This is a genomic window from Micromonospora sp. WMMD1120 (assembly GCF_029626235.1).
Taxonomy (GTDB): domain Bacteria; phylum Actinomycetota; class Actinomycetes; order Mycobacteriales; family Micromonosporaceae; genus Micromonospora.
The window spans coordinates 397,698-420,039 of sequence record NZ_JARUBO010000005.1 but is presented as its reverse complement, the minus strand read 5'-3'; the positions used below and the strand labels follow the sequence as shown (position 1 = coordinate 420,039).

19 protein-coding genes, 1 tRNA gene and 1 pseudogene are annotated in these 22,342 nt (G+C 72.6%); 9 read left to right on the top strand and 12 right to left on the bottom strand.

All coding sequences use genetic code 11. The annotated features are described in order from the left end of the window. Positions 1–45 precede the first annotated feature (45 nt). From fabF to O7634_RS01960, 7 genes and pseudogenes are all read right to left on the bottom strand, one after another. Positions 46–1,272 carry a beta-ketoacyl-ACP synthase II gene (gene fabF / locus O7634_RS01990; RefSeq protein WP_278148464.1) on the bottom strand — a complete coding sequence of 409 codons (1,227 nt, stop codon included), beginning with the start codon at positions 1,270–1,272 and terminating at the stop codon, positions 46–48. Positions 1,273–1,274: 2 nt separating this feature from the next. Further along, entirely contained in the window at positions 1,275–1,514 is a 240-nt protein-coding gene (locus O7634_RS01985; protein ID WP_030330276.1) for an acyl carrier protein, read from the bottom strand. A gap of 86 nt (positions 1,515–1,600) precedes the next feature. Beyond that, positions 1,601–2,545 carry a beta-ketoacyl-ACP synthase III gene (locus O7634_RS01980; RefSeq protein WP_278148463.1) on the bottom strand — a complete coding sequence of 315 codons (945 nt, stop codon included), beginning with the start codon at positions 2,543–2,545 and terminating at the stop codon, positions 1,601–1,603. A gap of 14 nt (positions 2,546–2,559) precedes the next feature. Continuing rightward, a pseudogene (locus O7634_RS01975) lies at positions 2,560–3,468 on the bottom strand (ACP S-malonyltransferase); the annotation flags it as partial. A 78-nt stretch (positions 3,469–3,546) separates the two neighbouring features. Beyond that, a complete protein-coding gene (locus O7634_RS01970; protein ID WP_278148462.1) occupies positions 3,547–4,884 on the bottom strand; it encodes a helix-turn-helix domain-containing protein in 1,338 nt (445 codons plus the stop codon). Next, complete coding sequence (locus tag O7634_RS01965) at positions 4,881–5,582, bottom strand: response regulator transcription factor (protein WP_278148461.1); 702 nt, start codon at positions 5,580–5,582, stop codon at positions 4,881–4,883. Before O7634_RS01965 ends, O7634_RS01970 begins: the two co-directional genes overlap by 4 nt. Then, positions 5,579–6,775 carry a histidine kinase gene (locus tag O7634_RS01960; protein ID WP_278148460.1) on the bottom strand — a complete coding sequence of 399 codons (1,197 nt, stop codon included), beginning with the start codon at positions 6,773–6,775 and terminating at the stop codon, positions 5,579–5,581. The genes O7634_RS01965 and O7634_RS01960 overlap by 4 nt, the downstream gene beginning before the upstream one ends. Before the next feature lie 296 nt (positions 6,776–7,071). Between O7634_RS01960 and O7634_RS01955 the strand changes: the two genes are divergently transcribed. Then, positions 7,072–7,404: a hypothetical protein gene (locus tag O7634_RS01955; protein WP_278148458.1), complete on the top strand. Its 333-nt coding sequence runs from the start codon at positions 7,072–7,074 to the stop codon at positions 7,402–7,404. A gap of 121 nt (positions 7,405–7,525) precedes the next feature. On the opposite strand, the gene O7634_RS01950 is transcribed toward O7634_RS01955, so the two are convergent. Continuing rightward, positions 7,526–8,176: a hypothetical protein gene (locus O7634_RS01950; RefSeq protein ID WP_278148457.1), complete on the bottom strand. Its 651-nt coding sequence runs from the start codon at positions 8,174–8,176 to the stop codon at positions 7,526–7,528. Between the two features lie 243 nt (positions 8,177–8,419). On the opposite strand from O7634_RS01950, the gene O7634_RS01945 reads away from it, so the two are divergent. Continuing rightward, positions 8,420–9,037: a copper resistance protein CopC gene (locus tag O7634_RS01945; protein ID WP_278148456.1), complete on the top strand. Its 618-nt coding sequence runs from the start codon at positions 8,420–8,422 to the stop codon at positions 9,035–9,037. A 214-nt stretch (positions 9,038–9,251) separates the two neighbouring features. Here O7634_RS01945 and gltX read toward each other — a convergent pair whose 3' ends face one another. From gltX to O7634_RS01930, 3 genes are read right to left on the bottom strand one after another with little or no spacing between them, the layout of a single operon-like run. After that, a complete protein-coding gene (gene gltX, locus O7634_RS01940; RefSeq protein ID WP_278148455.1) occupies positions 9,252–10,661 on the bottom strand; it encodes a glutamate--tRNA ligase in 1,410 nt (469 codons plus the stop codon). Between the two features lie 51 nt (positions 10,662–10,712). Beyond that, complete coding sequence (locus tag O7634_RS01935) at positions 10,713–11,978, bottom strand: MFS transporter (protein WP_278148454.1); 1,266 nt, start codon at positions 11,976–11,978, stop codon at positions 10,713–10,715. Next, on the bottom strand, positions 11,975–13,324 hold the full coding sequence (locus O7634_RS01930) for a GH1 family beta-glucosidase (RefSeq protein WP_278148453.1): 1,350 nt from the start codon (positions 13,322–13,324) through the stop codon (positions 11,975–11,977). Before O7634_RS01930 ends, O7634_RS01935 begins: the two co-directional genes overlap by 4 nt. 188 nt (positions 13,325–13,512) lie before the next feature. Here O7634_RS01930 and O7634_RS01925 point away from each other — a divergent pair, with 188 nt between their 5' ends. Continuing rightward, a complete protein-coding gene (locus O7634_RS01925) occupies positions 13,513–13,959 on the top strand; it encodes an SRPBCC domain-containing protein (RefSeq protein ID WP_278148452.1) in 447 nt (148 codons plus the stop codon). Positions 13,960–14,241: 282 nt separating this feature from the next. On the opposite strand, the gene aceE is transcribed toward O7634_RS01925, so the two are convergent. Continuing rightward, a complete protein-coding gene (gene aceE, locus O7634_RS01920; protein ID WP_347404236.1) occupies positions 14,242–16,980 on the bottom strand; it encodes a pyruvate dehydrogenase (acetyl-transferring), homodimeric type in 2,739 nt (912 codons plus the stop codon). A gap of 178 nt (positions 16,981–17,158) precedes the next feature. Between aceE and O7634_RS01915 the strand changes: the two genes are divergently transcribed. The 6 genes from O7634_RS01915 to O7634_RS01890 all read left to right on the top strand — a co-directional run bounded on the left by O7634_RS01915 (position 17,159) and on the right by O7634_RS01890 (position 22,164). After that, complete coding sequence (locus O7634_RS01915) at positions 17,159–17,542, top strand: hypothetical protein (RefSeq protein ID WP_278148451.1); 384 nt, start codon at positions 17,159–17,161, stop codon at positions 17,540–17,542. A 26-nt stretch (positions 17,543–17,568) separates the two neighbouring features. Further along, positions 17,569–17,973, top strand: a complete 405-nt coding sequence (locus tag O7634_RS01910) for a secondary thiamine-phosphate synthase enzyme YjbQ (protein ID WP_278148450.1) — start codon at positions 17,569–17,571, stop codon at positions 17,971–17,973. A gap of 428 nt (positions 17,974–18,401) precedes the next feature. Then, positions 18,402–20,894, top strand: a complete 2,493-nt coding sequence (locus tag O7634_RS01905) for a thiamine pyrophosphate-dependent enzyme (RefSeq protein WP_278153837.1) — start codon at positions 18,402–18,404, stop codon at positions 20,892–20,894. A gap of 112 nt (positions 20,895–21,006) precedes the next feature. Next, a complete protein-coding gene (locus O7634_RS01900) occupies positions 21,007–21,444 on the top strand; it encodes a DUF3052 domain-containing protein (RefSeq protein WP_132237238.1) in 438 nt (145 codons plus the stop codon). A 103-nt stretch (positions 21,445–21,547) separates the two neighbouring features. Continuing rightward, positions 21,548–22,012 (top strand): peroxiredoxin, encoded by a 465-nt coding sequence (locus O7634_RS01895; RefSeq protein ID WP_278148449.1) that lies wholly within the window; start codon positions 21,548–21,550, stop codon positions 22,010–22,012. 77 nt (positions 22,013–22,089) lie between these two features. Next, positions 22,090–22,164, top strand: a tRNA-Val gene (locus O7634_RS01890). The last annotated feature ends 178 nt before the right edge of the window (positions 22,165–22,342 follow it).

The window sequence follows — 22,342 nt, the reverse complement described above, 5'->3', positions numbered from 1 at the left end:
GCGGTGGCTGGGGGCCCGTTCCGTGCCGCCGTGGCGGCCCGTCGGTCACGGTCGCGCGAAGACGAGCGCCACGTTGTGGCCGCCGAAGCCGAACGCGTTGTTCAACGCGGCCGGGATCTCCATGGGGCGGGCCTTGTGCGCGGCGACGTCCAGGGTGAGGCCGGGCTCCGGGTCGTCCAGGTTGATCGTCGGCGGGACGACGCTGTCGCGGATCGCCAGGATGGTGGCGATCGACTCCAGCGCGCCGGCCGCGCCGAGCAGGTGACCGGTCATCGACTTCGTCGCGGACAGCACCGGGTGGTCGCCGAGCGCCTTGTGCAGCCCGCCGATCTCCAGCATGTCCCCGACCGGGGTCGAGGTGGCGTGCGCGTTGACGTGCACGATGTCCCGCTTGGCGATGTCCGCGTCGGCGATCGCCTTGGCGATGGCCCGGATGGCGCCCTCGCCCTCGGCGTGCGGCTGCACGATGTCGTACGCGTCGGAGGTGATGCCGGCACCGGCGAGGCGCGCGTACACCCGGGCGCCCCGGGCCGCGGCGTGCTCGGCCCGCTCCAACACCAGAATGCCGGCGCCCTCACCGAGGACGAAACCGTCCCGACCCCGGTCCCACGGGCGGGAGGCGCGCTCCGGGTCGTCGTTGCGGGTCGACATCGCCCGCATCGAGCTGAAGCCGGCGATCGGCAGCGCGTGGATGACCGCCTCGGTGCCGCCGGCCACCACCACGTCGGCCCGGCCGGAGCGGATGATGTCCAGGCCCAGCGAGATCGCCTCGGCGCCGGTGGCGCAGGCGCTGGCCACCGAGTGCACGCCGGCCTTCGCGCCCAACTCCAGGCCCACCCAGGCAGCCGGACCGTTCGGCATCAGCATCGGGATGGTGTGCGGGGAGACCCGCCGCGGCCCGGAGGCCTCCAGGATGTCGTCCTGGGCGAGCAGAGTGGTGGCACCGCCGATGCCGGAGCCGACGCTGACGGCCAACCGCTCCCCGTCGAGGTCGGAGCCGGCGAGGCCGGCGTCCGCCCAGGCCTGCTGCGCCGCGATGATCGCGATCGCCTCGGAACGGTCCAGGCGGCGCAGGCGGACCCGGTCCAGCACCTCGGACGGCTCCACCGCCAACTGGGCGGCGATGCGGACCGGCAGTTGCTCGGCCCACTCCTGGGTGAGAGCACTCACCCCGGAGCGGCCGGCGAGCATGGCGTCCCAGGTCGACGCGACGTCCCCGCCAAGCGGGGTCGTCGCGCCGAGCCCGGTGACGACGACGTCGGGACGACTCATGATCAGGACTGGGCCGCGATGTAGCTGACAGCGTCACCGACGGTCTTGAGGTTCTGCACCTCGTTGTCCGGGATCTTGACGCCGAACTTCTCCTCGGCGGCCACCACGACCTCCACCATGGAGAGCGAGTCGACATCGAGGTCGTCGGTGAAGGACTTCCCCTCGGCAACGTCGTCCGGGTTCACCCCGGCAACCTCTTCGAGGATCTCGGCGAGGCCGGTGGTGATCTCGTCACGGGTCATTGCGGTTGGTTCCTTTCATCGGGGTTTCCCGGCGGATCGGCGTCGCCGGCCGCCACTCCTGGACGCGTCAGCGCCCGAGGGGGTCATCAGGGGCAGCGGACGACCTGACCGGCGTAGGTCAGGCCGCCACCGAAGCCGAACAGCAGCACGGGCGCGCCCGAGGGCACCTCCCGGCGCTCGACCAGCTTGGACAGGGCCAGCGGAACGCTCGCGGCGGACGTGTTGCCGGACTCGACGATGTCCTTCGCGATGATCGCGTCGGGGATGTTGAGGCGCTTGGCGATGCCGTCGATGATCCGTGCGTTGGCCTGGTGTGGCACGAACGCGGCCAGCTCCGACGGGTCGACCCCGGCCCGCTCGCACGCCTGCAACGCGAGCGGCGCCAGCGCGGTGGTGGCCCAGCGGAAGACCGCCTGCCCCTCCTGCTGGACGTACGGGCGCCAGCCCTCGATGCGGACCGCGTCGCTCTTGTCCGGCACCGAACCCCAGACCACCGGGCCGATGCCGGCCGGCTCGTCGTCGGCGGTGGCGGTGACCACCGCGGCGCCCGCGCCGTCGGCGAAGATGATGCAGGTGGAGCGGTCGGTCCAGTCGGTGAAGTCGGAGAGCTTCTCCGCGCCGATGACGATCGCGTTGCGCGACGCCCCGGCCCGGATGGCGTGGTCGACGGTGCCCAGCGCGTAGGCGAAGCCCGAGCACGCGGTGTTGAGGTCGTACGCGCCCGGCGCGGTGATGCCCAGCTTGGCGGCGACCCGGCAGGCCACGTTGGGGCTGCGGTCGATGGAGGTGCAGGTGGCGACCACGACCAGGTCGATGTCGGCGGCGCTGAGGCCCGAGTTGGCGAGTGCCTTGTCGGCGGCGGCGGCGGCCATGTCGGCCACCGTCTCGCTGTCGGCGATCCGCCGGCTGACGATGCCGACCCGGTCCCGGATCCACTCGTCGTTGGTGTCGACGAGCTGGGCGATGTCGTCGTTGGTCACCACCCGGGAGGGTTGGTAGTGCCCCATCGAGACGATGCGACTGCCAGTCATGAACGACCTCCGATGCGGGCGATCAGATCCCGTGCGGCCGGCAGGTCGTCCGGGGTTTTCAGGGTGACGATCTCCGGGGCGCCATCGCCCTTGAGTTCCCGCTTGACCAGCCCGGCGAGGGTGCCGGCGGGGGGCAGCTCGATCACGCCGGTGACGCCGAGATCGGCGAGCGTGCGCATGCAGAGGTCCCACCGGACCGGGGCGGTGACCTGACGGACGAGGCGCCGCACCAGCTCGGGGCCGTTGTCGACAGCGTTGCCATCGAGGTTTGACAGCAGGGTGCGGACCGGGTCGGCGGGGGTGATCCCGGCGGCGACGGCGGCGAGCGCGGTCTCGGCGGGCGCCATGTACGGGGTGTGGAACGCGCCGGCCACCGGAATCCGGATGATCTTGGCCTTGGTCGGCGGCGTGGCGACGAGCTTGTCGAGCCCCTCCAGGGAGCCGGCGGCGACGATCTGCCCCGCGCCGTTGCGGTTGGCCGGGTACAACCCGTTCGCCTCGATCGCGGCGATCACCTCGTCGGGATCACCACCGAGCACCGCGGCCATGCCGGTCGGCTCCAGCGCGCACGCCGCGGCCATCTCCCGACCGCGTACGCCGGCGAGGGTGATGGCGGCGTCTGCCGACAGCACCCCGGCCAGGGCGGCGGCGCCCAGCTCGCCGACGCTGTGCCCGGCGGTGACCGCGACGCCCTCCAACGGCAGGTGCTCGGCGGCGAGCAACGCGGCGGCGACCAGCAACGGCTGGGTGCGGGCGGTGTCCTTGATCTCGTCCGCGTCGGCGGTGGTGCCCAGGTGCAGCAGGTCGACCCCGGCCAACTCCGACCACTCGCGCAGCCGCGCCTCGGTGCCGGTCAGGTCGAGCCAGGGGGTCAGGAAGCCGGGTTTCTGAGAACCCTGGCCGGGACTTAGTACGGCGAGCACGTCTATGACTCTCCCGGATATGGGCGGGTAACGCTGTGCCGCCCTCGACCAAACCACACTAGAACCTTTGGAAGGTTCCTACAAAGATCGGCGGCGATCACCCTCTGTTTGCGGTGATTTCTGGTTGGCGGGGGTCATTGTCTGACTCGGGACTGGTGAGATGACCGGGACGACCGGGTCCAGCCGACCGACGGTCAGCGCGACCTGGAGGGCGAACGCGTCCCGGGGCGACAGCGGCGAGAACCCGGTTACCTCGGCGATCCTCCGCAACCGGTAACGCACCGTGTTCGGGTGCACGAACAGCGCCCGCGCCGCGCTCTCCAGCGTGCCTCCGGCGGCCAGGAAGGCGTCCAGGGTGGCCAGCAACTCGCCGCCGGCGCGCACCAGCGTCGCGTACACGTCGTGGCGCAGCCGCCGACGGGCCTCCGCGTCCCCGGCCAGGGCACGCTCGGGCAGCAGATCCGCGGCCGGGACCGGCCGGGGGGCGCCGGGCCAGGCCGGCGCGGCCCGGAAGCCGGCCAGGGCCGCCCGCGCGGACTCGGTCGCCTCGTCCAGGCTCGGCACGGCGGGACCGACAACGACCGGACCGTCCCCGAACGCGCCCAGCAGCTTCCCGGTGGCGGTCATCGGATCCGGTGCGCCACCCAGCACGATCACCAGTCGGTCGCCGTGCACCCCGCCGATCACCTCGACCCCGATCCGGCGGGCCTGCCGGTAGACCACGTGCAGCACCGCGGAGACCTCCCCGCCGGGTGACCGGCCGACCGCCACCGCCACCGGCGGCGCGTCCGCCCAGCCGAGCGCCGCGGCCCGACTGGCCAGGACGTCCGGCGAGTCACCGCGCAGCAGCGCGTCGACGAGCAGGGCCTGCAACCGGGCGTCCCACGCGCCGCGCGACTCGGCGGCGCGCGCGTACACCCGGGCGGCGGAGAACGCGATCTCCCGGGAGAAGCGCAGCACCGCCTCGCGCAGTCGCTGCTCCTCGCCCTCGGCGGCCAGGTGCGACACCTGCTCCTCGACCACGTCGATGGTCACCTTGATCAACGCGACGGTCTGCTGCAGGGTGATCGACCGGGCCAGCGCCTGCGGGGCGGCGGCGAAGACCTCGTCCGAGACCTCCTGGGTGCTGTCCGCCGTGCCGCCGCCGTCGCGCAGCCACTGCACGAGCGAGCGGGCGCCGGCCTGGGCGACGAGCATCACCCAGGAGCGCTGGTCGGCCGGCAGCGCCCGGAACCACGGCAGCGTCTCGTCCATCCGGGCCACGCTGGAGGTGGCCAACGCCCCCGCGGATCGTTCGATCCGGCGCAGCGTGGCCGACAGATCCCCACCGCCCGGCGTGCTCACCGCCCTAGCCTGACATGCCGTGAGCAGGCCATCCACGCCGGCACCGGCCCTTGCGGCCGGGGCGTGGCTCACGTCTGCGGGGGAGCGGGCAGCCCCACCTCCTGCGCCAGGATCGCGGCCTGTACCCGGCTGCGCAGGTCCAGCTTGGCGAGAATCCGGCTCACGTGCGTCTTGGTGGTGCTCTCCGCCAGCGCCAACCGGTCGGCGATCTGCTGGTTGGACAGGCCCAGCCCGAGGCAGGCCAGCACGTCACGCTCGCGCGGGGTCAGCGTGCCCAGCGCGTCGCGGACACCCGCCGACGCGCTCGGCGCGGTGGCCGCGAAGGCGGTGATCAGCCGGCGGGTCACCGCTGGCGCGATGAATCCGTCACCCCGCGCGACGGTCCGCACCGCGCTCACCAGGCCGTCGGCGTCGGTGTCCTTGAGCAGAAAACCGGCCGCGCCGGCCCGCAACGCGCCGAAGACGTACTCGTCCAGGTCGAAGGTCGTGAGCACCAGCACGTCGGCGAGCCCCTCGCCGACGATGGCCCGGGTCGCGGCGATGCCGTCCCGGCGGGGCATCCGCACGTCCAGCACCGCCACGTCCGGACGCGTCTCCCGGCACAGCCGCACCGCCGCGTCGCCGTCGGCCGCCTCACCGACCACGGCGATACCCGGCGAGCCGCCCAGGATCAGGGCCAGCCCGGCGCGTACCGCCGGTTGGTCGTCGGCGAGCACCACCCGTACCGTCGCCGCGTCGGCGTCGCGCGGTGGCCGCGCCGCCCCGGTCACCTGGCCTCCCCGGTCGGTAGGGCGGCCCGCACCCGCCAGCGGCCGTCGGACGGCCCGGCGGTGAACCGGCCGGCCAGCAGCGTGGCCCGCTCGCGCATGCCGATCAGCCCCGCCCCGGCGCCCGGCAACCCCGCCCCGCCCCGGCGCACCGGGTTCTCCACTGTCAACACCACCTCCGCCGGCCGGTACGCGATCGTCAGCTCTGCCTCGCCGGTGCCGTGCTTCAGGGCGTTGGTCAGGGACTCCTGCACGATCCGGTACGCGGCGAGGTCGACCCCCACCGGCAGCGGGCCCGGCGTGCCATCGGTGCGGACCCGCACCGCGAGGCCGGCCGCCCGAATCCGCTCGACCAGCCCGTCCGTCTCCGCCAGGCGGGCCGAGGCCACGTCCGGGCTCGCCGGGCCGTCCGCCGACCCACCGCTGGCGCCCGGCTCACGCAGCACCTCGATCATCTGCCGCATCTCCGCCAGGCCCTGCACACTGCTCTCCCGGATCACCCGCAGCGCCGAGGTGACCTGGCCGCGATCCAGCCCCGGCACGGAGAGCGCGGCGGTGGCGTGGATGGCCACCGCGCTGAGATGGTTCGCCACCACGTCGTGCAGTTCCCGGGCCATCCGGGCGCGCTCGGCGCTCACCGCCTGCCGACGGTCCAACTCGACCAGCCGGGCGGTCTGCTCGGCGCGCGCCCGCTCGGCGGCGGCCTGGTCGCGGTACTGCCGCACGCTGATCCCGGTCAGGACCGGCAACACCCCGACGAGCACCACCAGCACGCCGATCGCCGCCCCGCGCCAGCTACCGGTCGCCACCACGCCGGCGACCACGCCGAGCAGGCTCACCGCCACCGTCACCCGCAGCAACCACCGCCACAGCCGGGGCGGGCCGTACACGCAGGCGTCGTAGAGCACCTGCGTGTAGACCAGGATCGTGCCCAGCGAGTTACCCAGCGCGGTGTCCACCACCAGCGCGGCGGTCCCCACGGTCAGGCTCGCGCGGGGCGCCGCCCGCCGCAGGGCGACGGCGACGCAGACCGCCACCAGCGGCGGCAGGAACAGCGCCGACGGCACGTCCGCGTCCGGACGGACCTGCGGCTGCCAACCCAGGGCGTACAGCACCAGGCCGCCGGCCAGCGACGCGCCGGCGAGCGCGAGGTCGCGGCCGAGGGCGCCGGAACCGAGCCACCGTGGCTGTCGCATCCCCCGATCCCACCACAGCCGCCGGCCCGCAGGCTCCGACCGGAGGAGGACCTGGGCGGCACCGACATGCGCCAAAAGGGGTACGCGCGCAGCCATCCCCACCGTCGCGAGCCGCGTGGTGAACGGTGCGGGAAGAAGCGGTGAACGGCGTGCACGCTCCCCGCGTACGGGTCGTCTGCCAGCACCTGCCGGCCCCGCCCCCGGGTACGCCGTGCGCGGCCTGTCGGTCGCGGCCAGTACGGTGACAGGGCACGTCGGGGGAGCACCCGGGGCGGGACGAGCGTGAGGAGGCCGGGATGGCGCACGGGGAGGCCGAGTACGGCTGCGCCCAGGGCGAGCCCAGCCGGCCGGGGCACCATGACCCGCAGGCGACCGGCAAGCAGCGCCGGCCGGTCGGTGGCCCGTCAGCCGCCCACCCGGTCGACCCGCTCGCCGGCCGCCCGGACGACGAGCCCGTGCTGCCACGGCAGCGCTCCGCCGAACCCGGCGGCCTCGCCGTCCCCGACTCCGACGATCCGAGTGGTTGCCTCAGCGAACTTCCCGGTTGGGCCGGGGCGCACCGGCACGGCCCGGTCCGACCCCGGCCGCGGACCATTCGTCGGGAGCGCCCCCCGCGCCGCTGGTGCTGACCCGCGTTGCTGGTGCTGCCCCGCGTTGCTGGTGCTGACCCGCGTTGCCGGTGCTGACCGCGTCGCCGGTGCTGCCGCGTTTGGCGCTGTGCCGCGCCGCTGGCGGCGCGGCCGGTGGGGGTCAGCGGGTGCGGCGGCGGATCAGTAGGGCGATCCCGGCGAGCCCGACCGTGATGGTCAGCACCACCCCGACGTTGAGCAGCAGCAGTCGTTGCAGGTCCCCGAGCGCCTCGTCAAGGTCCCTCGCCGGGTCGAGAGTGTCCTCCGGGAGCACGCGCTCGCCGCCGCCCACGCCGCCGCTGACAGTGTCGAACTGCCGTTCCAGGGGCACACCGACGGTGCGCAGGGTCTCGGACATGCTGAGCCGCCCCAGGAACCAGCCGGCGCTGGTCTTGTGGCCGTCCGGCTGCTTCGCCGGCCGGTAGACCCGGGGGCCGCCGGCCGCCTTCGGGTAGAGGTCGTAGGTCTGCTTCGCGGTGTCACCGACGAGCACCACGACCGTGTACTTCGGACCGAGGTCGGCCGCCTTCGGGCCGGTCGTCATGCCGTTGCGGGCGAGGAAGTTGACCTGGTCGATGACCGCGATCACCCCGGCGGGATTGGTGTCCGCCCGCAACCGCAACGGCGCGGGCAGCCCGACGCCGCTGATGTCCACTCCGGCGGGTGGTGGCTTCGGCGCCGCCGATGCCGGACCGGCGGTGCCGAGCGACAGCAGAGCCGTCGTCAGCGCGCCCGCCAGCATGACGGCGAACCGCCTCATCTGTCGGACCATCCCGCCTCCTCGCCCCGTTCGATGGATGGCTTGGCTGTGACGTCCGAACCAGCCTGCTGACGTGAGATCGACCAGATGGTCGGACCCACCCCTACAGACTCCGCAGAACGTCGATGAATTGCAGCTTCCGGAACAGTATTTGGAACTATCTGCGATCTCTGCTCGACTAATGAGGAGCCGTTTGATCAGCGGGCGGATCGTACCCTTACGGAGGGGTTCATGGGGGGCAGGGTTACACGTGCGGTGCGGATCGTGCCAGTGGTGCTCGGCGTGGCGTTCGGTGTGTCTTTGCTGGCGCCAGCCACGCCGGCTGCCGCTCACAACGAGCTGACCGGCAGCAATCCTCGCGACGGCGCCCGCGTGGCGACCGCACCCGCCCGGATCGAGCTGCGGTTCCTCGCCAAGCCGACGCCGGCTACGACGAAGATCACAGTAACCGGGCCCGACAACGTGGTCGCCGGCGGCCCACCGGTCTTCGACGGCAGCCGGGTGCGGGTGCCGTTCACACCGGCCGCCGCCGGGCTCTACATCGTCGGCTACCAACTCGCGTCCGCCGACGGGCACCCGGTCAAGGGCGAGGTGCGGTTCACGCTGACGACCGGCACCGCCGCCGACCCGTCCGCCACGCCGTCCGCCGCCGGAACCGGCCCGGCCGCCTCCCCCTCGGCTGACGCGTCGCCCGCCGGCTCGCCGTCCGCCGGGCCGGTGACGGCGACACCGGGCAGCCCGACGCCGTCCACGGTGCCGGCAGCGTCAGAAGAATCCGACTCCGGTGGTCGTTGGTGGATCTGGGCGCTCGGCGGCCTGGTGCTGCTCGCCGCCCTCGGCGCCGGCCTGATCCTCCGCCGCCGCACCCGCTAACCCCACCCCCCCCGCCCCGGACCCCCCCGCCCCGGCCCCGCCCCGCCCCGCCCCACGCGATCTTGCACTTTCTGCCCGGACAATAAGGGGCAATCCACTCTTACCGGCGACCGAAACTGCAAGATCGACGCGGACGTGGGGCGTGGGGCGCGGACGTGGGGCGTGGGCGTGGGCGGGGGGATGGGGGAGGGGGGAGGGGGGAGGGGGGAGGGGGTTAGGGAAGGCGGAGGCGGGCGGCGCGGATTCGGGTCAGGGTGCGCTCGCGGCCGAGCACCTCCAGTGACTCGAAGAGCGGCAGGCCCACGGTGCGGCCGGTGACCGCGACCCGGACCGGCGCCTGGGTCTTGCCGAGCTTGAGACCGCGCTCGGCGCCGACCGCCTCCAGCGTCGACTTCAGCGACTCGGCGTCCCAGGACTCCAGCGCCTCGAACGCCGCGACGGCGTCGTCCAGCAGCTCGCCGGAGCCGTCCTTCATCGTCTTCGCCCAGGCCGCCTCGTCGATCAGCGGCGAGGCGAGGAAGAGGAAGTCGACGTTCGGCACGATCTCGCTGAGCACCGCGATCCGGGTCTGGGCCAGCGGCGCCACGGCGGCGAACGCGTCGGCGTCGAACTCCTCCGGCTGCCACGGCGGCGGCGCGATGGTCTCGGTGCCGGTCAGCCACGGCTGGCAGGCGTCGACGAACTCGGCCACCGGCAGCGCGCGAATGTACTCGCCGTTGAACGCCCGCAGCTTCTTCTCGTCGAAGAACGCCGGGGAGGGGTTGACCTCGTCCAGCCGGAACTCCTCCTCGATCACCGACCAGGGGACGATCTCCCGGTCGCCGGAGGGCGCCCAGCCGAGCAGCATCAGGTAGTTGCGCATGGCGTCGGCGAGGTACCCCTCCTCGCGGTACGCCTCCAGGGCGACCTTGTCCCGCCGCTTGGAGAGCTTCTGCCGCTTCTCGTTGACCACGACCGGCACGTGCGCCCAGACCGGCGGCTTGACCCCGAGGGCGTCCCAGAGCAGCTGCTGCTTGGGGGTGTTCGGAAGGTGCTCCTCGGCCCGGATCACGTGGGTGATCCCCATGGTCATGTCGTCGACGACGTTGGCCAGCAGGAAGACCGGCGAGCCGTCGCCGCGGGCGATCACGAAGTCCTCGATGAGGCGGTTCTCGAAGGTGGGCTCCCCGCGGATCAGGTCGACCACCACCGTCGCGCCCTCGTCCGGCGTACGGAAGCGCAGCGCGTGCCCCGGGCCGGGGCCGAGGCCACGGTCGCGGTGGTAGCCGTCGTAGCCCTGGTACTGCGAGCCGGTGCGGGCCTGCACGTCCTCGCGGGTGCAGTCGCAGTAGTAGGCGCGGCCCGACTCGTAGAGGCGGGCGGCGGCGGCCCGGTGCTCGCCGGCGTTCTGCGACTGGAAGTACGGGCCCTCGTAGCTGCCCCGGGAGATGCCGATCCAGTCCAGCGCGGAGAGGATGCCCTCGGTCCACTCGGGCTTGTTGCGCGCCGCGTCGGTGTCCTCGACGCGCAGCACGAACACGCCGCCCTGCTGCTTGGCGAAGATCCAGTTCTGCAGCGCCGAGCGGGCGCCGCCGACGTGGAACATACCGGTCGGGGAGGGGGCGAAGCGCACACGTACCGTCACGTCCTCCAGCCTACGGCGGGCGGCGAGCGCTTTTGGCCACGGCCCCCTGACTCAGCGGACCGAACGGATCTTGACCACCAGCGCGCTGCCGACCACCGTGACGGCGGCGGTTACCGCGTAGAGCGTGGGGTAGCCGCCCAGGTGCACCACGAGCGGGGCGGAGAGCGCCGGCCCGAGCACCTGCGGCGCCGAGTTGGCGATGTTGATGACGCCCAGGTCCTTGGCCCGGTCGGTGGCCCGGGGCAGCACCTGGGTGATCAACGCGGCGTCCACCGACAGGTAGACGCCGTAACCGGCGCCGAGCAGCAGCGCCGCGACGACGGCCATCGGCCAGACCGGCGCGACCGCCAGCAACAGCGCCGCCACCGCCATGATCAACCCGGAGGCGATGACGTAGACCTTGCGACGGCCGGACCGGTCGGACAGCCGTCCGGCGACCACGGCGGTCAGCATCATGCCGAGCGTGTAGAGCAGGATCAGCACCAGCAGCCCGCCCTCGGGGTCCGGGTAGCGGACCCCGTCGGTGAGGAAGTACAGCAAATAGAGCGTGCCCAGCGCGTTGCCCAACTGGACCAGGAACCGGGTGATCCAGGCCCAGGCGAAGTCCGGGTGCCGCCGCGGGTTGATCCACATCGAGGCGAGCAGCGCCCGCGCCCGCAGCGCCGGCCGATGCGTACGCGGCAGCGGTTCGTCGGGGGTGAGCAGCGCGAACGGCAGCGACAGCAGTAGGATCGCCACGGCGATGGCCAGGTAGCCGGCGGCGTTGCCGGTGACCACGGCGGTGACCAGCACCGCGCCGAGCACCAACCCGAGCGCCTGTGGGATGCCCACCCAGCCGGAGACGCCGCCGCGCTGGGTGACCGGGACCCGGTCCGGGATGGCGGCGGTCAGGCTGGCCAGCATCGCGTTGAAGCAGACCTGTGCGGCGACCCAGCCGAGGGCGACCCCGAGGATGGTCCGTTGCTGGGCCAGCAGCAGCAGGGCCGCCGCGCCGAGCACCGCCCCGCCGGCGGTCCAGACGTGCCGGCGACCGAGGTCGCGGCCGGCCACCCGCAGGCAGGTCCGGTCCGACAGCGCGCCCGCCAGGGGGTTGGCCAGCACGGCGGCCAGCGCGCCGAGCCCGGTCACCACGGCCAGCATGTTCTCCTTGTCGCCGGGCGCGATCTGTTCGATCTGCTGCGGCAGCAGCACCTGGATGGGGGTGAAGAACGCCATCCAGACGCCGAGGTTCGCGGCGAAGATCAGGCCGATCCAGCCGCGCCGGACCGGCACCGTCGGTTCGGCGAGCGCCGCCGGGGTCGGGTCGACAGTGGTCACCGCTCCGACCCCGGCCGGCCGGCCGCGATCACGTCCCGGAACCAGGTGTACGACGACTTCGGCGTACGGGTCTGGGTGGCGTAGTCGACGTGCACCAGACCGAAGCGCTTGGTGAACCCCTCGGCCCACTCCCAGTTGTCCAGCAGCGACCAGACGAAGTAGCCGCGGACGTCCACCCCGTCGTCGATGGCGGCGGCGACCGCCCGCAGGTGCCCGTCGAGGTACGCGATCCGCTCCGGGTCCGCCACCCGCCCGTCCGCGTCCGGCACGTCGTCGTACGCGCAGCCGCCCTCGGTGATCTCGATCGGTGGCAGCGCGTCGCCGTAGGTGTCACGGAGCCAACCGAGCAGGTCGCGCAGCCCGTCCGGGGCCACCGGCCAGTCGAAGGCGGTACGCGGGTAACCGTCGAGCGGCACGAGGTCGAACGGCAGGGGTGAACCCTCCTCCGCCGCCCGTACACCGGTGGGGTTGTAGTAGTTGACCCCCAGCACGTCGATCGGCGCGGCGATGGTGTCGAGGTCGCCGGGGTGGACGACGCCCGGGTCGAAGCCGGGCAGCTCCGGGTAGCCGCGGCCGAGCAGCGGGTCGGTGAAGAGCCGGTTGTGCAGCGCCTGGTACGCGGCCCCGGCGGCGCGGTCGGCGTCGCTGTCGCCGAGTATCCGCACCGGCGAGTAGTTGTTGGCGATCGCCACCGGGCTGGCGGTGTGCGCCCGTAGCGCCCGCACCGCGAGCCCGTGCCCGAGCAGTTGGTGGTGGGCGACCGGGAAGGCGTCGAAGAGCAGCGCCCGGCCGGGGGCGTGGGCGCCCATGCCGTACCCGAGGCTCATGTGGATGAACGGTTCGTTGAGGGTGATCCAGAGCCGGACCCGGTCGCCGAGTCGGTCGGCGACCAGCTCGGCGTACCCGGCGAACCTGGCGGCGGTGTCGCGGCGCAGCCAGCCGCCGTCGTCCTCCAGGGGCTGGGGCAGATCCCAGTGGTAGAGGGTGGCCACCGGGTCGACGCCCGCGCCCAGCAGGTCGTCCACCAGCCGGTCGTAGAAGTCGAGGCCGGCGGGGTTCGCCGGACCGGTGCCGGTGGGTTGGATCCGGGGCCAGGCGATCGAGAAGCGGTAGGCGGAGACGCCCAACCCGGCCAGCAGCGCGACGTCCTCGGTGTGCCGGTGGTAGTGGTCGCAGGCCACCGCGCCGCTGCTGCCGTCGCTGATCCGTCCCGGCTCGCGGGCGAAGGTGTCCCAGATGGACGGACCGCGCCCGTCGGCCTCGGCGCCGCCCTCGATCTGGTGGGCGGACGTGGAGACGCCCCAGCGGAAGCCGGTGGGGAACTCGGGCATCGGTGCTGTCGACATGCGCCCTCCCGGTCAACGTGAAACGTGTTCGGGACTTTAGAGCGCTCTTGATGAATGCGCCATAGGCCGGCCTGGCGCGTTCCGCAATGGTTGATCGGCGTGTCTTTTTCCAAACCCGTCCAGGTAAGTCCGATTTAGCGCATAGAGTGCCGATATCGTGTGATGTCCTCACCGGAGGAAAGACGGAAATGATCCTCGTGGAACGCAGTGCGCACGTGGCGGCGCCAATCGAAGTGGTCTGGGATGTCGTCCAGCGGGCCGAGCAGTTGCCGGCCTGGCTGGCGGGGGTCCGCGCGGCCGAAGTGCTCTCCGGAGAGGGCTTCGGGCGGCGACAACTCGTCCAGGCGGGGCGCGGCTCGGCGCATGAGGCCGAGGTGATCGCCTACCAGGAGCCGACGCTGATCGGCTGGCGGGAGCGGGCGAAGGGCGCCGGGTCGCGAGCGGAGGCGCGCACCGAGATCTACGTCCAGCTCACTCCCGACGAGGAGGAGGGCGGGACGATCGTGCGGCTCATCGTGGTCCGCTGGCCGGCCGGCCCGGTCAAGGCGGCCCTGCTGCGCCTCGGACTGCGGCGGGTCGGCGCCGACCTGGAGGACTCGCTGGCCCGGCTCACCGACCTGGCCGCCGTCGGCTGACGAGCGCCCATCCTCCCGGCGTCACCCGCGACGGCGGTGGGCCGGCGTCCCCACCAGGAACGCCGGCCCACCGCCGCCCCCGGCCCCCCGCCCCGCCCCCGCCAGCGTCGATCATGAACTATGGTGCCTGGTTCGCAGTGGTCTGACCGCTTTGTCCCCACCACAACTTCATGATCGACGCCGGAGGGGGCGGAGGGGGGAGGGGGCGGGGGGCGGGGGAACGTACCGACAGGCGAGGGGCCCGGCACGCGGTTGCGTGCCGGGCCCCTCGTTTCGCAACGGTCAGCTGTCGCCGCCGGTCTCCCCGACCGGGGCGGCGTTGACGTCGTCGATCGCGTACTTCTTGGCGGCCTCGGCCGGCACCGCGGCGTCGACCGCGCCGCTGCGAGCGAGCTGCCGCAGCGTGGCGACCACGATCGACTCCGCGTCGACGTGGAAGTGCCGGCGCAGCGCGTGCCGGGTGTCCGACATGCCGAAGCCGTCGGTGCCCAGTGACGTGTAGTCGCCCGGCACCCAGCGCGCGATCAGGTCCGGTACCGCGCGCATCCAGTCGCTGACCGCGACCTTCGGCCCGTCCGCGTCGGCCAGCTTCTGGGTGATGTACGGGACCTTCGCCTCGCTGCCCGGGTTGAGAAGGTTGTGCTCCTCGGCCTGCACCGCGTCGCGGCGCAGCTCGGTCCACGAGGTCACCGACCAGACGTCGGCGGCCACCCCCCAGTCCTGGGCGAGCAGCTGCTGGGCCTTGAGCGCCCACTGCATGCCGGTGCCGGAGGCGAGCACGTTGGCCTTCGGGCCGTCCACCTGCGGCGCCGGCGAGTAACGGTAGATGCCCTTGAGCAGGCCCTCGACGTCGACGCCCTCCGGCTCGGCCGGCTGGAGGATCGGCTCGTTGTAGACCGTCAGGTAGTAGAAGACGTTCTCCTGCGCGTCCCCGTACATCCGGTGCAGGCCCTGCTCCATGATGTGCGCGATCTCGAAGGAGAACGCCGGGTCGTACGCGACCACCGCCGGGTTGGTGGCGGCGAGCAGCAGCGAGTGGCCGTCCTCGTGCTGGAGGCCCTCACCGTTGAGCGTGGTCCGCCCGGCGGTCGCGCCGAGCAGGAAGCCCCGCGCCATCTGGTCGGCCGCTGCCCACAGCCCGTCGGCGGTCCGCTGGAACCCGAACATCGAGTAGAAGATGTACATCGGGATCATCGGCTCGTCGTGCGTGGCGTACGCCGAGCCCGCGGCGGTGAACGAGGCGACCGAGCCGGCCTCGTTGATCCCCTCGTGCAGGATCTGCCCGGTCGTCGACTCCTTGTACGACAGGAACAGCTCCCGGTCGACGGAGGTGTAGCGCTGGCCGTGCGGCGAGTAGATCTTTGCGGTCGGGAAGATCGAGTCGAGACCGAAGGTACGGGCCTCGTCCGGGATGATCGGCACCCAGCGCTTGCCGAACTCCTTGTCCTTCATGATGTCCTTGAGCAGGCGGACGAAGGCCATCGTGGTGGCCACCTTCTGCTTGCCCGAGCCGCGCTTGACGTCGGCGAACCGCTCCGGACCGGGGATGGTCAGCCGCTTGGTGCTGGTGCGCCGGCTCGGCAGGTAGCCGCCGAGCTGCTCGCGGCGCTCCTTCAGGTACGCCAGCTCCTCGGACTTCTCGCCCGGGTGGTAGTACGGCGGCAGGTAGGGGTTCTCCTCCAGCGCCTTGTCGGGGATGTCCAGGTAGAGGCGGTCGCGGAAGGTCTTCAGGTCCTCCAGCGTCAGCTTCTTCATCTGGTGGGTCGCGTTGCGGCCCTCGAAGTGCGAGCCGAGCGTCCAGCCCTTGATCGTCTTCGCGAGGATGACCGTTGGCTGACCGGTGTGCTCGGTGGCCGCCTTGTAGGCCGCGTAGAGCTTGCGGTAGTCGTGCCCACCCCGCTTGAGGTTCCAGATCTCGTCGTCGCTGAGCGACTCGACCATCTTGCGGGTCCGGGCGTCCCGGCCGAAGAAGTGCTCGCGGACGTACGCGCCCGACTCCGCCTTGTAGGTCTGGTAGTCGCCGTCGGTCGTGGTGTTCATCAGGTTGACCAGCGCGCCGTCGGTGTCCGCGGCGAGCAGCGGGTCCCACTCACGGCCCCAGACAACCTTGATCACGTTCCAGCCGGCACCCCGGAAGAACGCCTCCAGCTCCTGCATGACCTTGCCGTTGCCCCGGACCGGGCCGTCCAGCCGCTGGAGGTTGCAGTTGATCACGAAGGTGAGGTTGTCCAGCTCCTCGCGGGCGGCCACGCCGATCGCGCCGAGCGTCTCCGGCTCGTCCATCTCGCCGTCGCCGAGGAACGCCCAGACGTGCTGCTGCGAGGTGTCCTTGATGCCACGGTGCTGCAGGTAGCGGTTGAACCGCGCCTGGTAGATCGCGTTCAGGCCACCGAGACCCATCGAGACGGTGGGGAACTCCCAGAAGTCCGGCATCAGCCGCGGGTGCGGGTACGAGGGCAACCCGCCGCCCGGGTGGGACAGCTCCTGGCGGAACCCGTCGAGCTGGTGCTCGCTGAGCCGCCCCTCCAGGAACGCTCGCGCGTACATGCCGGGGGAGGCGTGACCCTGGTAGAAGATCTGGTCGCCGCCGCCCGGGTGGTTCTTGCCCCGGAAGAAGTGGTTGAAGCCCACCTCGTAGAGCGACGCCGAGCTGGCGAAGGTGGAGATGTGCCCGCCGACGCCGATCTCCGGACGCTGCGCCCGGTGCACGAGCATCGCGGCGTTCCACCGGACGTACGCCCGGATGCGCCGCTCGACGTGCTCGTCACCCGGGAACCAGGGTTCGCGCTCCGGCGTGATGGTGTTGATGTAGTCGGTGGTGGTCAGGGGCGGAACCCCGACCTGGCGCTCACGGGCCCGCTCCAGCAGGCGCAGCATGACGTAGCGGGCGCGCTTGGCACCGCGTTCGTCGATGACACCGTCAAGCGACTCGACCCATTCGCTCGTTTCGTCAGGGTCGATGTCCGGAAGCTGGCTCGGCAGGCCGTCGCTGATCACCGGGCGCTTGCGTTCCGTAGCCACAGGCGTTCCCTCGGTTGTGTGTGGGATAGGTCTCTAGCGCCATCCTGCCCCCTGGTGGCACCTGTCGTCACGTCTAGGTGCCCCCGACGCGATGCTGAACACAGGTACTCGTCGGTAACTTAGCGCGACGACCGCCGGAGTCCTGAGCGGTTTGCCCGCCACTCCTACCGTCTCCGCCATGAAGAGGGGTCATGTCGCGGTCGCCCTGATCATGATCGTTGCCGGAGTCGCGGGCCTGGTGACCGCCGCGACAGCCGTCGCCGCAGGCGACGCCACGCTGGTGGGTGTGGTGGCCCTCAGCGCCCTGGTGGTGGTGCTCGGCGTACTCCTGCTGCGGGACGCGGCCCGCGCGACGGCCGGCTCCGCCCGACGACAGCGCCGGGGCGCCGACGGCTACCACCCGCCGTGGCCCAGCGGAGACGCCTCCGGCGGCGGCTGGTCCGGCGGTGACTCCGGCGGTGGCTGGTCCGGCGGTGACTCTGGCGGCGGTTGGTCTGGTGGTGACTCCGGTGGCGGTTGGTCCGGCGGCGGTGACTCTGGTGGCGGTGGTGGCGGTTCCTGACCCCGTCCTGCGGCAGAATGCGATCCATGCGCAGTGACGTGATCACCGTCCAGACCGGGACCCGACCGGCCGTCCGGGACATCACCGCCGAGGCCCAGCAGTTCGTCTCCGACGCGGGCGACGGTCTCCTGCACGTCTTCGTGCCACACGCCACCGCCGGCCTGGCGATCATCGAGACCGGCTCGGGTTCCGACGACGACCTGCTCACCGCGATCGACGCGCTGCTGCCCACCGACAACCGTTGGCGACACCGGCACGGCTCGCCCGGCCACGGCCGGGATCACGTGCTCCCGGCGTTCGTCCCGCCGTACGCCACGGTGCCTGTGGTCGACGGACGGCTGGCGCTCGGCACCTGGCAGTCGATCTGCCTCGTCGACACGAACGGGGACAATCCCATCCGCCAGGTCCGCTTCTCGTTCCTGCCGGGCTGACCGCGCACTCGGGCCTCGCCCGCGCCGCACCGGCGCCCGTGCCCCGTGGCGTCAAGATCGTGCTCGAGCGCCCGGACACGAACCGCCCGCACAGACGGCGGTGATCCTCCCCGGCTTCCCGGGAAACTGCGCCATCCTGCAAACCGGAAGGCCCGACCTCCAAGAACCTGAGTGGATCACGTGAGTAGGCCGGCGCAGGTCGACCGGCGCGGACCGTGTCCCGCTGGGCGAGGGTGGCTCCCGTCGGTAATGCTGTCGACGTGAGCACCCCGCAAGATCTCGATGACCGGTTCCGGGAGACGCTGGCGGCGCTGCCCGCCCCGCAACGGCGGCGCGACCCCGCCGACCCGGTCACCGACGACGCCCCGCTGACCGGCGCACAGCTGCTCGACCTGTTCGACGCGCAGGTGACGAGCCGCCAGCTCGACCTGGCCGGTCGCTGGTTGCGCAGCTTCGGCGAGGGTTTCTACACCATCAGCTCGGCCGGCCACGAGAGCAACGCGGCGGTCGCCGCCGCGCTCCGACCCACCGATCCCGCGTTGCTGCACTACCGCTCCGGCGCGTTCTACTGCGTCCGTGCCGCCCAGGCCGCCGCCGATCCCGCGCGTGCCGCCGGCCGCGCCGACGACAGCGCCCCCACCGCTGATCCCGCGCGTGCCGCCGACCCCGCCGACGACAGCGCCCCGACCGCCGATCCCGCCCGGGCCGCCAGCCGTTCGCGAGCCGACCACCCTGCCCAGGTCACCGCCGAGCCCGCGCGGGCCGCCGGCCGCGCCGACGACAGCGCCCCGAGCACCGACCCCGCGCGGGCCGCCAGCCGCTCTGCCTCCGCGCCGGCCACCGATCCCGACAGCGGCCCGGTGCCGACCCCGGCGGCGGACCCGGCCGCCGGCCAGGGGTTCGACTCCGAGCCGTCCGTCGAGGCCGCCGACGGTGGCGGCTTCTCGGCGTACGCGGACGCGGCGCGGGACGTGCTGCGCGGTCTGGTCGCGTCCAGTCAGGAGCCGATCGCCGGTGGCCGGCACAAGGTGTTCGGACGCGCCGATCTGGCCGTCGTGCCGACCACCTCCACCATCGCCTCGCACCTGCCCCGCGCGGTCGGGATGGGGCTGGCGGTGGAGCGGCTGCGCCGGCTGGACAGCGCCGGACGGCGTGCCGGGACCGGGGTACGGGTGGGCAGCGGCGCGGGCGCCGCACACGCCCCGTGGCCGCCGGACGCGATAGTCGTCTGCTCCTTCGGCGACGCCTCGGTCAACCACGCCAGCGCCACCGCCGCCTTCAACACCGCGGGGTGGTACGACCACGCCGGGCTGCGCATCCCGGTGCTCTTCGTCTGCGAGGACAACGGGCTGGGCATCAGCGTCCGTTCGCCGGAGGGCTGGGTCGAGGCGACGCTGCGGGCCAAGCCGGGCATCCGGTACTTCGACGCGGACGGTACCGACCCGGTGCGGACGTACACCGTGGCGGCCGAGGCGGCGGCCTGGGTGCGGCGCAACCGGCGTCCCGCGGTGCTGCACCTGCGCACCGTACGGCTGATGGGGCACGCCGGTGCGGACGCCGAGTCCGCGTACCGGAGCCCGGCCGAGCTGGCTGACGACCTGGCCCGGGACCCGGTGGTTGCCACCGCGCGGCTGCTGGCCGAGGCCGGGGTGGCGACCGGCGAGGAGTTGCTGGCCCGGTACGACGAGACCGGCTGGCAGGTCCGCCGGCTGGCCGAGGAGGTGCTGGTCGAGCCGAAGTTGGCGTCCGCGGCCGACGTGGTGTCGACGCTGGCCCCACGCCGCCCGGTGCGGGTGGCGCGGGCGGTGGCGGACGCCGCGGCGCGCGCCAGCGGGCCCGGCGCGGCCGCCCGGGCGGAGGCGTTCGGCGGGAAGCCACCGGAGTTGGCCGGCCCGCTGACCCTGGCGCAGAGCATCAACGCGGCGCTCGCGGACGGGATGCTCGACCACCCGCAGATGGCGGTCTTCGGCGAGGACGTGGCCGCCAAGGGCGGCGTGTACGGGGTGACGAAGGGGTTGCGGGACCGGTTCGGGCCGGCCCGGGTCTTCGACACCCTGCTCGACGAGACGTCGGTGCTCGGGCTGGGCCTCGGCGCCGGGTTGGCCGGGATGCTGCCGGTGCCGGAGATCCAGTACCTGGCGTACCTGCACAACGCCGAGGACCAGCTCCGCGGTGAGGCGGCCACCATGCGGTTCTTCTCGCAGGGGGCGTTCCGCAACCCGATGGTGGTGCGGGTGGCGGGGCTGGCGTACCAGGAGGGGTTCGGCGGGCACTTCCACAACGACAACTCGGTGGCCGTACTCCGGGATGTGCCCGGTCTGGTGGTCGCGGTGCCGGCGCGGCCGGACGACGCCGCGCCCATGCTGCGGACCTGTCTGGCGAGCGCGGCGGTGGACGGCAGCGTCTGCGTGTTCCTGGAGCCGATCGCGCTGTACCACACCCGCGACCTGTACGCCGACGGTGACGGGGAGTGGCTGGCCGGCTATCCGGAGCCGGGCGAGTGGGTGGCCGGGCACGTGCCGATCGGCCGGGCCCGGGTCTACCGGGTCGGTTCGGCGGACGACCTGACCATCCTCACCTTCGGTAACGGGGTGCGGATGTCGCTGCGGGCGGCGGCGACCCTCGCCGAGGAGGGGGTGGGCACCCGGGTGGTGGACCTGCGCTGGCTGGCCCCACTGCCGGTGGCGGACATCATCCGGGAGTCCTCGGCGACCGGTCGGGTGCTGGTGGTGGACGAGACGCGCCGTTCCGGCGGGGTCGGCGAGGGCGTGATCGCCGCGCTGGTCGACGCCGGATATGTGGGTGCCGCGCGGCGGGTGGCCGGAGTTGACTCGTTTGTACCATTAGGTCCGGCAGCCCGTCATGTTCTGGTCTCCGCGGAAGCCATTACCGACGGTGCCCGTACGCTGCTGGCACGGTAAATTCCGTTCCACCCGGTGCGCCACTTGCGCGGGGACGTACAAGTGTGTGGACTTTGCCTGACGGCGTCGCACCGACGCCGCGAGCAGGGACGAGTTGAGGAGGCACGCGACAGTGAGCGCGACCGCTGGTCAGGCCGCCGACGGGGTACGCAGCCTGGCGGACCGGTTCGGGATCGAACCGGGGATGGTCGTCATGGAGATGGGGTACGACGACGACGTCGACCAGGATCTCCGGGACGCCCTGACCGACCGCTGTGGAGATCTGGTCGACGAGGACACCGATGAGGTGGTCGACGCGGTGCTGGTGTGGTACCGGGACGGCGACGGTGACCTCTTCGAACTGCTCGTCGATGCCCTCGGCCCGCTGGCCGACAACGGGGTCGTGTGGCTGCTCACCCCGAAGGCGGGGCGGGAGGGGCACGTCGAGCCGAGCGAGGTCGCGGAGTCCGCGCCCACCGCCGGCCTCCAGCAGACCTCGACCGTCAACGCCGGCCGGGACTGGAGCGGCGCCCGCCTGGTGCTGCGCCGAGGGGCCAAGGGCAAGAAGTAGCCGACGCCGCTTCGCCCGCCCGGCGGTCCGCCCGCCGCCGGGTGGCAGGCTGGCGCGTCGCACCGAAATCGACGTTCCGCCGACTCGACCCGAGGAGAGCCACATGCCCATCGAGGTTGGCGCCGAGGCGCCGGACTTCGTGCTGAAGGACCAGAACAACCAGGAGGTCCGGCTCTCGGACTTCCGGGGCCGGCGGGTCGTGCTGCTGGTCTTCTACCCGCTCGCCTTCACCGGCACCTGCCAGGGCGAGCTGCACGAGATCCGGGACGACCTCGACGAGTACGTGAACGACGACGTCCAGGTGTTGACGGTGAGCGTCGACTCGGCGTACAGCCACAAGGTCTGGGCCGACCGGGAGGGCTACCAGTTCCCCCTGCTGGCGGACTTCTGGCCGCACGGTGGCGTCGCTCAGGCGTACGGGGTCTTCAACGAGGTGGCCGGCTTCGCCAACCGGGGCACCTTCGTCATCGACAGGGCGGGCGTGGTGCGCTTCGCCGAGATGAACGGTCCGGGCGAGGCACGCGACCAGCAGGGCTGGCGCAAGGCGCTCGCCGAGGCGACGGTCTGACCGGGGTACGCCTCGCGCCCGGGTCGGCGGCGGGCAGGGTAAGCTAGCCAGCCACCGGCCCGCCGTACGGGCGTTCCGGGCGCGTAGCTCAGTGGGAGAGCACTCGCCTTACAAGCGAGGGGTCGCAGGTTCGAAACCTGCCGCGCCCACCACCCGGGTTCGGCTTGATCGACTCGGGTTCTTGGATGTCGGGGCATCCCAGGTTCGTGGACACCCCGACATCAAGGATGTCGTGTTGATCATGGATCTGGCGTGCCTTCGGGCCGTTACCTGAGTGTCGACGCCGATTCGTCGCGAGCGTGCCTCGCCTCGAATCGCCGTGGCGGGCAT